At 33.8% G+C, this 9,976-nt stretch carries 10 protein-coding genes; 7 read left to right on the top strand and 3 right to left on the bottom strand.

Annotated elements, in window-relative coordinates; translation table 11 throughout:
• Positions 1-359: 359 nt before the first annotated feature.
• Complete coding sequence (locus tag HCH28_RS21165) at positions 360-728, top strand: hypothetical protein (protein WP_221682964.1); 369 nt, start codon at positions 360-362, stop codon at positions 726-728.
• 205 nt (positions 729-933) lie between these two features.
• Here HCH28_RS21165 and HCH28_RS21160 read toward each other — a convergent pair whose 3' ends face one another.
• Positions 934-1,380, bottom strand: coding sequence for a GNAT family N-acetyltransferase (locus HCH28_RS21160; protein WP_221682963.1), 447 nt, complete (start codon positions 1,378-1,380; stop codon positions 934-936).
• A gap of 312 nt (positions 1,381-1,692) precedes the next feature.
• Entirely contained in the window at positions 1,693-2,454 is a 762-nt protein-coding gene (locus HCH28_RS21155) for a glycosyltransferase family 2 protein (RefSeq protein ID WP_221682962.1), read from the bottom strand.
• 598 nt (positions 2,455-3,052) lie between these two features.
• Here HCH28_RS21155 and HCH28_RS21150 point away from each other — a divergent pair.
• The 4 genes from HCH28_RS21150 to HCH28_RS21135 all read left to right on the top strand — a co-directional run bounded on the left by HCH28_RS21150 (position 3,053) and on the right by HCH28_RS21135 (position 6,514).
• The gene (locus HCH28_RS21150; RefSeq protein ID WP_221682961.1) at positions 3,053-3,637 is read left to right on the top strand and encodes a type II toxin-antitoxin system HicB family antitoxin; all 585 of its coding nucleotides are present in this window, start codon (positions 3,053-3,055) and stop codon (positions 3,635-3,637) included.
• A 781-nt stretch (positions 3,638-4,418) separates the two neighbouring features.
• Positions 4,419-5,777, top strand: coding sequence for a (R)-1-hydroxy-2-aminoethylphosphonate ammonia-lyase (gene pbfA, locus HCH28_RS21145; RefSeq protein WP_255601714.1), 1,359 nt, complete (start codon positions 4,419-4,421; stop codon positions 5,775-5,777).
• Between the two features lie 210 nt (positions 5,778-5,987).
• Positions 5,988-6,176: a hypothetical protein gene (locus HCH28_RS21140; protein WP_004225125.1), complete on the top strand. Its 189-nt coding sequence runs from the start codon at positions 5,988-5,990 to the stop codon at positions 6,174-6,176.
• A gap of 209 nt (positions 6,177-6,385) precedes the next feature.
• Positions 6,386-6,514 carry an IS3 family transposase gene (locus tag HCH28_RS21135; protein ID WP_004225126.1) on the top strand — a complete coding sequence of 43 codons (129 nt, stop codon included), beginning with the start codon at positions 6,386-6,388 and terminating at the stop codon, positions 6,512-6,514.
• A gap of 33 nt (positions 6,515-6,547) precedes the next feature.
• Here the strand turns inward: HCH28_RS21135 and HCH28_RS21130 are convergent, their stop codons facing one another.
• A complete protein-coding gene (locus HCH28_RS21130) occupies positions 6,548-6,751 on the bottom strand; it encodes a hypothetical protein (protein ID WP_221682960.1) in 204 nt (67 codons plus the stop codon).
• Positions 6,752-7,311: 560 nt separating this feature from the next.
• On the opposite strand from HCH28_RS21130, the gene HCH28_RS21125 reads away from it, so the two are divergent.
• Both HCH28_RS21125 and HCH28_RS21120 read left to right on the top strand, forming a co-directional pair.
• Positions 7,312-8,742, top strand: a complete 1,431-nt coding sequence (locus HCH28_RS21125) for a calcium-binding protein (protein WP_221682959.1) — start codon at positions 7,312-7,314, stop codon at positions 8,740-8,742.
• A 172-nt stretch (positions 8,743-8,914) separates the two neighbouring features.
• On the top strand, positions 8,915-9,742 hold the full coding sequence (locus HCH28_RS21120; RefSeq protein ID WP_221682958.1) for a M23 family metallopeptidase: 828 nt from the start codon (positions 8,915-8,917) through the stop codon (positions 9,740-9,742).
• Positions 9,743-9,976: the final 234 nt, after the last annotated feature.

Raw genomic sequence — 9,976 nt, 5'->3', positions numbered from 1 at the left:
TTTTATTTTATATAAGTCAATCTTAACATATAATTACGGTTTCGATTATTAATTTAGATTTGCATAGCGAGTTTACTGCTAATCCAAAAACTACAGAACAATATGAGGAAAGTGTGCACTTAAAAACACTTAAAAACTTTTATCATAAGGTTGGTGAGCCGATAGTGACTGAAAAAACTGTTCAAAAATAAGTAAAAGAAAAAGCAGTAGCGTTTATAGACGCTACAGCTCGAATTGGTTTATGCCTTTCTAGGTTAGTCAGATAAGTAAATATAACTCAACTTAGGGGGGCTAACCTATGTTAAAGGGCAAAAGAGAATTTACTTCAGTGGATTGAGAATTATTGATGGATGGTTGAAATGATGGAGGAAGCACGGCAGCTGGTAGCGAAGGTAGAAGAAGTAGAACGTCGTGTATATTCACTAAATTATCGGATTAAGGAATATGAGCATAAGATTGCAGAGGTGCAGAACCGCATTCCATTTGTAGAAGGGGATAGAGAGGTTGAAGTCTTTCATAGATTACTAGATGGGAATAGCATGCGTGCAATTGGAAAGCAAATGAGATTATCTAGTACGACAATTTTTAGAGTAAGAAATAAAATTTTGAGTCAGATGATGAAGGAGCCAAGGAGTTATTTCTTTTTAATAACATATGTTCAACATTCGGGCCAGATTGTAGAGGAACGTAAAACATATATTAGTATATATAATGTTACTGAATTTTGAAAGTTTATACTAAACTAGCAGGCAGTTTAAATGAAGAAGCAACATAAAAAAGAACGTGTTTTGTAAAAAATTGATCAAAACACGCTCTTAATAATTAAATTGGTTCATTTTTTTATAAAAAGTTTAATCATTTCCTATTTATGTTACTCAACAACCTGATCCTTTAATTTAATGTCTAAATATTCATTGTGGTAAAATCAAGTGCTTACAAGGAATACTTAGCTAATTGTTCACCCCAAGATGATAATTCAGTCTCAATAAATCCTACCTTTTTATATACAAATTTTGCAGTAAGATTTTCAGGATCATATCCAATCATTATTAAAGAAACGTTTGCAGTATTATTTCGTCTTATCTCTTCAATAACCTGATATATTGCTTGTTTACCTATACCTTTACCTTGAAATTCTTCATCAATCATAAGTCTATAAATCCAATAATTATGGTCATCAGGGTCTATTCCAAACATAGTAAATCCTATCATTTTATTTTCAAGATAAATACCTTTTGCATAGAAATTATCTAGAAATTGAACTTCTGCAATAGAATAAAGATTGGATGCAATAAATGTTTGTTGTTCTTCTTTAACAGATAATCTAATTGCTTCTTCCCAATTACTTTTATCAATAGGCTTTAAATAAATTTTCTTCAATCTGGTACGCTCCCTTTGAAGGGGAATCACGTAGTTTATGGGCTATTGAAACGTTATCCCCTTGTTTTTTCGCCCAATCAAGTATAAATAATTTCTCATCGACAACGCCTCCTTAAAAGTACAAAAAACAAGTAATTATATTCAATATCTTACTGTAATTTAGTAAGTGCTATTCAATTAATTGGCCCATAGATGGAACAACTTATTGACACTAAACAGTTCCTTAAGCTTTTTCAATTTAAGATGTTCTTTTCATTTTCACACCAATGCTAGTTATCTGTTTTAATATAACACAATTGAGTTTACTCATTATCATCTTGCTTGATCGTCGTAATAGGCTTCATTTGCAGCCTTATGATTATTGCCTTTTAGATAAGCTAAAATCATACTAGGTCGTTTAAGTAAAATCCAGTCCCCATAATGGTCAAAGCGCCTGCAAGAAGTAATCATACCATTTTTTATTGTTCCGTATTTTTTACCATTTGTTTTACCCAATTGTTTTAATCGTTTTGCAAAATCAGCATCTTCAGCCATCAGCATCTTCTCATTAAAACCTTTTATTGCTTGAAAGTCCTTTCGATAGCACCAAAAAATCCCTACAGAAATCAAACCATATTTAAACAATAAGGGAACAATCAAGAGAAAGGTAGAAACAATGATTCCAAGCGAAATTCTTTCAAAATTTCCGTTTACGCCGCCTCCAATATATTGATTAGATGCTAGATGCTTTTCAGCTTCTGATAACAAGTGTTCAGTCATTCGAGTATCTGCATCAATTGTAATTAGAATTTCTCCTTTTGCTAGTGCTGCTCCTGCATTTCTAATTTTGGATAAATTTTTATCTTCATTAATCAATGTTACACAATTGTATGACTTTGCAATTTCCTCTGTTCTATCTGTACAACGATTAAGCACAACAATCACTTCTACTTGATCTTTATAAAGTTGTGCAGCTTTGACGATTGATTCTAGGCATCCCCCGATGTACTTTTCTTCGTTGTGAGCGGGTATTATTACGGAAAATTTCACATTATTTTCATTTATATCCTTAATAAATTGCTTGCTTTCGGACATAGCAAAATCCCTCTCTCCTATATAATTAGTACTTACAAAAAAAGTATATCATTTACATATAAATTATTTTATGGCAATTTCGTAACAATATATTCAAAATATAGCTACTTCATAACAGCTAAAATCGCTAATCAAATTGTAACCAGAACCAAAAGTGGCGTGGCTAGAGCCAAAGCCCTTGCAAGGTACACTATCTGGAGAAATCGCATTCTCTTGAATGTTAAGAATTGCATTGATAAGTTCAACAAAAATAATCAGGCGCTCATATAAAATTGAGTTCCTAGTATTTATTGTTTACTCGTCATAGGGTTTGTAATTGCCTGATAACCCTTTTGCTTCCTCTTTATTGAAAGGTGGATTTTATTGAGTAACAATAAAGTTGTTTCTCAATCGTGCGCGATTCTATAACAAAGAACAGCGCTCGTTTTCAATTAAGGTCCAGATTGTTGAATAACAAGCTCTTAAGAAATGTTTACCAACGACGCTTTGGGACATTTTTGCTTCAAAATAATGCAGCGTTTCAGTTGAGATTTGATCATTACAATTTTCCTAAAATAATTTATTATAAAGAAATAGAGTAATTAAAGGATGTGTAGCTATGGTAAATCTCGATAGATTAATTTATCCAGCTTTCATACAGCAAGATGATGAAGGAATATTTTGTGTTTATTTCCCTACTCTGTTTCTTGAAAATGGATGGGAATATCCATTAACAAGAAGAGAAACTAGACACAAAGCAATACAAGATGCCAAAAAGGATTTAGCTTACACTTTGGCTGGAATTCTTTATGACAATGAAGAGCTTCCTGAACCTTCCTATCTAAATAGAGATGACCTTTCCGAAGGAATGGAATTAGTGGAGATAGAGACATCATTTGAACCGTATGCTGAAGAAATAAAGGAGCATTTAAAAGGTCGTCATTGGCATATCACTTATTATGACGAAGAAAATGATGATTATATTGAAGCTATTGGGTATAAAAATGAACAAGGAATGTGGGACATTTATTTTGAAGATTATTCTACGAAAGTGGAATATGATAATTTTGATTCTCCCAATCAAAAAAAAATTAAATACCCTATGGACCCTTTGCTCTTTAGTGTCAAATGTTATTCCGATGCAGAGGAGAAATTCAGCCAATATGTTGAAAATGTAATACTAAAGCAACGTGGTAATAAATGATTCAATCTACATGGTTTTCATTGAACTAATAGGTACTCAATTCAACAAGGGAAAAGAAACAAAAGGAACAAATGTAAAACATGAACGATAGTTTGTGATTTAAAGTTTGTATTGTAAACTCGGAGGTAGGTTCGGTAGGAGTAAGGCTGATGTAAAGGAGTAGTGGCGGAATAGGTAGACGTAATGTAGTGGTGTAGCTAATGGCTCTTTGTAGAGGGCGCTGAAGCTCAGCAAGATCGGGCATAAACTAGATACCACGAAAATTACCATACAAGGTGCAAATCTACTTTTACTTATTCCTGTCTAAACAAGAACTATAAAAGCATTGTAATAGCTGTAAAAGCTTTATGATGCTTTTTTCTTTTGCTTTGAAAACTGCGTCAAACAGCCAAAACACTTCGAGTCGAGAGGGCAGAGTTTGGTGTGGTTTTGAGAGCAAACATATACCAATGATTAAAGTTGAAGTAAATGCTCATGCAGCTTTACTTTCGCATTTGGAGATTTCGACAAAATTTTTTTCCATTTAAAAGTAAAACACAATTTATTGTTAGAGAAAAAATCGTTAAACAAATTATAATCAAAACATCCTTCGGAGCAAAGTTTCCTCCCCTTTGATTCGTCAGTGTTCTATGAGCGTAGGTTATTATTATTGATTCATAACAACTACGTTTAAATGTGATTAGGTGAAAAGATTTACAAAATATTAATAACTAATTAAAAAACACATGTTATTTTGTTTAGATAAAAGAATTAATTACCTACAATGAGAGGAGAAGAAATAATGGAAAAAAACATTGAAGTTTTAAGAACAGAGGGGGACATTAATTTAACAAAAACTCGTTCTTTATGGCAAGGAAAACACTTGAGCAAAGAATCATTTGAGCTTTTAAACGATGATTCCAAGTATTATTTACATCAATCTCTTTCTACTCCTTGTTTAAATATTATTGAAAAAAGCTATGGAATTTACATAGAGGATATAGATGGAAGAAAGTATATGGATTTTCACGGAAATAATGTTCATCAAATAGGTTATGGTAATGAGTATGTTATTCAAGCAGTAAAAGAGCAGTTGGATATTCTTCCATTCTCACCAAGACGTTATACAAATAAAGTTGCGATCCAGTTGGCAAAAAAATTAGTTGACATTGCACCAGAAAGTTTAAATAAAGTACTGTTGACTCCTGGGGGAACTTCAGCTGTTGGAATGGCTTTAAAACTTGTTAGAAAGGTAACAGGTAAATTTAAAACTATATCTATGTGGGATTCATTTCATGGTGCATCTTTAGACGCTATTTCAGTTGGAGGAGAAGCACTTTTCCGTAACGGTATGGGTCCTTTAATGCCAGGGAGTCTGCATATAGCTCCTTACAATTCATATCGTGGTTTGTTTGATGATGACAATGGTAGATTTAAATCCCTTGATTATTTAGAATATGTACTTGAAAGAGAAAATGAAATCGGTGCAATTATTTTAGAGCCTGTTCGTTGTACAGACGTGCATATCCCACCAAAAGAGTACTATCAACGTTTACGTAATATTTGTGATAGGAACAATATATTATTGATTTTTGATGAAATTCCAACAGCTTTAGGGCGAACAGGTAAAATGTTCACTTTCGAAAACTTTGGAGTTATGCCAGATATTGTTTTATTGGGAAAAGGATTGGGTGGAGGCGTATTTCCAATGGCAGCGATGCTCGTAAAAGGAGAACTTGATGTTGCCCAAGATATTGCACTCGGTCATTACACTCATGAAAAAAGTTCATTAGGTTGTGCAGCAGCCTTGGCTACTCTTAATTATATCGAGGATTTTAAATTAATTGATAAGGCTAATCAATTAGGAAATTATATGAGAATACGTCTTAAAAAGATGCAAGAAAAATATGAAATTATAGGTGATGTTCGAGGAATCGGTCTTTTATACGGAGTAGAATTAGTATTAAACCGGAATTCGAAAGAAAAAGCTACATCTGAAGCAGAGCAAGTAATGTATAAATGTATGGAAAAGGGATTAAGCTTTAAAGTATCCCAAGGAAATGTGCTTACTCTCACTCCACCACTTATCATTAAGGAACATGAATTAGAACTGGCAATGGATATTTTGGAACAATCTATCCAGGAGGTTTTAGGACAGTAATATAGATTTATGAAGAATTTATACAATTTACTAGACTGAAGCAACTAAACATCTCATATGAGGTGTTTTTATTATATAAAGAAACTTGATGTAACCATTCCAAAACAAACAAAGGTCGATGGAGGTGGGGGTGTTCAAGGCTGTTCTTGCGATTATAAGTGAAAATAGTGTATTATAGCATTCATGTTGTAAACAAAAAGGACGGATGTAATGAAATATAATAAGACAATTATGCTAAAGCTTATAAATGAACATCGAACATTGCATGATGAATTAAAAAAGCTAAAATCTGAAATGGGTTTAGAGAAAAATTTCGCAGTAAAGGCATTGTATCATTCATTTGTTGCAGAAGATGGTCCTTATATGAAAGAATATCAGGATTTAGAGCGATTACAATAAATCGTAGTGCCACTAACAAAATTGTTGGCAAGATAAGTAATAACTTTTAGTGCAAGAATTTAAATACTAAGCTTGAGATTGAGCCATTTATTTTGAGTGGCTTTTTATTTTGTCTTTTTTCTCCCAGACGCTATAAAGAACGAGAACAAATACACTTTTGAACAACTTAGGGATTCTTATGGATAACTAAATTGGGCAAGGAGGAAATCATGAATGAAAAGTTAAAGAAGAAAATAGAAAAGTATATGGATTACTATAATAACGATCGAATTAAACAAAAATTGGCCGGCATGGGTCCGGTAAAATACCGAGCTTATGCCAGCCGATTAGCTGCATAAATAAAACTCTAACTTTAAGGGTTCACTTCACAGCTACATGCCGTCTTGGTCTATTTTCATTTTATTTAATATTTGTTTGCGTTCTAGAGTCAATTCCATAAACTCCTCTAAATCTTCCTCTAAAGCGTGGTTTTTAATAAAGCTACGCGCTCTTGATCGTGCGCTAATGTATTTTGCACGCTCTTTATTCTTCTCTTGCCAACGTTTATTAGCTTCAGTCTGAAAATTCTTCTCCATTTTAATCCTTCCTTTTTTAAAATATACTATGATATTTAATATCACTAAGATTAAACAAAAAGAGTAAATAATAATCATAGATACATCGAAGAAGCCTGGTTGTTTCCAATTCACCATATTAATCAAAGCGTAAATAGCAAATGCAAAAGCTACTACATATCCGATATTTTTCATAATACAATGGATATGATAAGATTATAGGGAAGGAGTGGCTAACCTCCTTCGCTTTGGGTATTTGCGACGTTTCCTCTTGGTAGAGGGGCGTCGCTTTTTATTTTGCTTACCTGTTCGCATGCCTTGAATATTTTTTACTGAGCCTTTCAGCAAATTAATTACAGTAGCGACTGCGACTAAATAAGCTAAAACCTTATCATAATCTACTTTGTTCACATCCTTTCTATACTTTAATTATACTAGTACTAGTATAAAAGGTTAATAAATATTTCATTTATTTTCCTTAAAATAAATATATTCCCTTGAAAAACAAGAACATCTGTTCTATAATGTAAACAAGAACAAATGTTCTTATTGAAGGGAGCTTTCTATAAAATATAAAGGGGATGATTTCTTTGACATTTACAGTCAAAACAGAAGCAGAAAAAATCTTTACTAACCTTATGGGAGATGGTGCAGTACGTTTGGCAGCAGATTCAGGATCAAAAACTAACTTCCATGATATTTTTGGTACATTAAAGAAATCAGCAGGAGTTACACGTCAACGTGCTGGAAGTCAATTGCTATTCTTGACATCACTTTACTCTAATGCATCTTCTGCGACAGTTCGTGGTCAAATCTTGACTCGTATTCACCGGATTTTAATCAACTATAAATCATTTATTAATCCAGCTAACCCAAACAATATTGGTCCAGAAAATCCAATTTTAGCTTTAGGAGCTTATGCAGCATTAGCTTTAGCAAAAGATGCTAATATGGTTTCATATACACAAGCTAGTTCTTCTAACCCAGTAACTCAAACTGAACTTAAATCATTACTTACTAGTTATGTTAGCAACTTCTACACTCGTATCACTGGTGAAGCTGGTTACAAAAATGTAAATCAGCCAAATGGTAAAGGAGTAACAGTTAGTGTTGGTTTATTAGCTGGGACTAAGCATTCTACTACGGCACTTAATGGTACAATCCTTGGTTTAGGAGCAGTTCACTTTATCAATGCTGCTATTAATGGTGCAGGTAATGCAATTTATTCGGATTTAAGTGCTTGGTTCACAAATATGTGTGCTCGTTTACGTGCAAATTACAGTAACTCTCGTGTAAACAATGGTTTAACTGAACTTTGTGTTAACATTGGTGCAGGTCGTGCTGGTGATAACGGTGGTAATATTGACCAAATGCGTGGATACTTCCCTTCTTCTGGTTACAACGCATTTGTTATCTGGGGGCTTAACCTAGCAGCTCGTGCTTACCGAATTGCTGAACTACGTTTAACTACACAAGTTCCTCAATTTAAAAATGCGGTAGCTTTAAGCTCTCATGTTTGTCAACAAACAGCAGCTGAGATCATGAACTACTACCACACTCAAATTTTAAACGAAGGTCGTTCGTTCGAAATTGGTCTTCCTAACTTTATGCAAGGTAGTCCAAACGCAGCTCCTGGTGGTTCAAAAGAACCGGGTAGTTCATCTGCTCCAACGTCTGGTTATGCTTTAGCGGGTTATCAACACTTCACTTCTAAGAGTATTCCTGAAGCAAAATATATTGCTAACTCTAATTTACAGTACAATATTCTCGTAGAACAAAACGGTGACCCAGCTTCAGTAACAGCTTATCTTTACACTGCAGCTTGGTATGGAGGTCACACTTTAGTAACCTCTGGTAAATTGACTTCTGCAATTGCTAACCATGCAGGTTCAGCAGCACTTCCATATAACATTGTTACAACTAATACTGGTGTGAAAGCAGAAGCTGGTGCATCACGTATCCTTCAAGGCTTAGCTGGAGCCATGAACAGTGGTATAACAACACTGAATTAATACAAAAATAATCACTAAGTTATAGAAGAAAGAAATTAAAAAATTTAAGCCCATTAGCTTAATTGGTAATGGGCTTATTCTATTAACTCGGTATTATTTTTTAGTATTTATATTTGGTTAATCCTTGAAAAATATAAAAGTAATAGTTTAAAGATTGAAAGGAGAATGTTTGATGAAACAGGTATTTATAAAACCAGCTGAAGGTATTTATACAAGCCTTTATGGCATGAGAAGTGGTTCAATGCATTATGGAGTTGACATTGCAAATAGTAGCGCCAATGTACCTATACACGCTTCTGCTGCGGGTGTGATTAACAAAGCCGTTGGTGGTTGTTCTAATAATGGCTCTATCGGTAATACATGTAATGGCGGTTACGGAAACTATGTGATAGTTCGACACAGTATTGATGGGAAAACATATGATACACTTTATGCTCATTTACAATCTATTGGTGTCTCTGTTGGTCAAACTATTAATCAAGGTGACAAAATTGGTGTTATGGGGAACAGTGGGAGTTCAACTGGTCAACACGTGCACTTTGAAATATATGAAAAAGCACGAGTGTCTCAATCGGAGGCGGTAGATCCTATGCCTTATTTAAACGGGGACAAGCCAACAGTTAGCTACCATACTTATGATGGAACTTGGGCAACGATTACAATTACTCAGAAAGCAAATGTGTTCAAAAATGTTGGATATGAAATTATCGGTCAACTTGAAGCTGGTGGAAAATACAAAGTGTATGGTCAAAGAGAATATGCAGCTGATGGAACTCTATACTATAATGTTGGATCTGGCTATATCCACAATGCTTATGGAACTATTGCTAATCACCATGCAACTGTTACAACTACTATTCATACGTATAGTTCTCCTAATGGATCATTTAAACGCCAATTAGCACCAGGAACTTATAAAGTACATGCAGCTAAAGACGGTTGGTACAATTTAGGTGCAGAATGGGTTAAAGCTGATCAAGTATTAATAACTAAAAACTAAACTCAAAAGATATTTTAATAAGATTAAAGACTAGCCAAGCAATGATGCAAGGGTAATCTTTTTTTACAGAGGTATTTTAAAAAAATAACCAGGCGCTCGAATGAGTACCTGGTTTTAATCATTTACATCAAATTTTTCTCGTGTAAAAATAGGTACCATTTCTGATTTACAGCACCTGCCCAGTATCTCTTTTATTTTTAAATTGTTGTACCCCAGTGTACCCCAATTAAGTGG

The sequence above is a fragment of the Lysinibacillus sp. K60 genome (assembly GCF_019731275.1).
In the GTDB taxonomy this organism is placed as follows: Bacteria; Bacillota; Bacilli; order Bacillales_A; family Planococcaceae; genus Lysinibacillus; species Lysinibacillus capsici.
This window is presented reverse-complemented; position numbering and strand designations above follow the sequence as displayed.

What these genes read in the sequence shown, in the direction of transcription:
- HCH28_RS21165 (WP_221682964.1), top strand. Translation starts at nt 360, where the DNA reads ATGATGGAGGAAGCACGGCAGCTGGTAGCGAAGGTAGAAGAAGTAGAA.
- HCH28_RS21155 (WP_221682962.1), bottom strand. Translation starts at nt 2,454, where the DNA reads ATGTCCGAAAGCAAGCAATTTATTAAGGATATAAATGAAAATAATGTG.
- HCH28_RS21150 (WP_221682961.1), top strand. Translation starts at nt 3,053, where the DNA reads ATGGTAAATCTCGATAGATTAATTTATCCAGCTTTCATACAGCAAGAT.
- pbfA (WP_255601714.1), top strand. Translation starts at nt 4,419, where the DNA reads ATGGAAAAAAACATTGAAGTTTTAAGAACAGAGGGGGACATTAATTTA.
- HCH28_RS21140 (WP_004225125.1), top strand. Translation starts at nt 5,988, where the DNA reads ATGAAATATAATAAGACAATTATGCTAAAGCTTATAAATGAACATCGA.
- HCH28_RS21135 (WP_004225126.1), top strand. Translation starts at nt 6,386, where the DNA reads ATGAATGAAAAGTTAAAGAAGAAAATAGAAAAGTATATGGATTACTAT.
- HCH28_RS21130 (WP_221682960.1), bottom strand. Translation starts at nt 6,751, where the DNA reads ATGGAGAAGAATTTTCAGACTGAAGCTAATAAACGTTGGCAAGAGAAG.
- HCH28_RS21125 (WP_221682959.1), top strand. Translation starts at nt 7,312, where the DNA reads ATGATTTCTTTGACATTTACAGTCAAAACAGAAGCAGAAAAAATCTTT.
- HCH28_RS21120 (WP_221682958.1), top strand. Translation starts at nt 8,915, where the DNA reads ATGAAACAGGTATTTATAAAACCAGCTGAAGGTATTTATACAAGCCTT.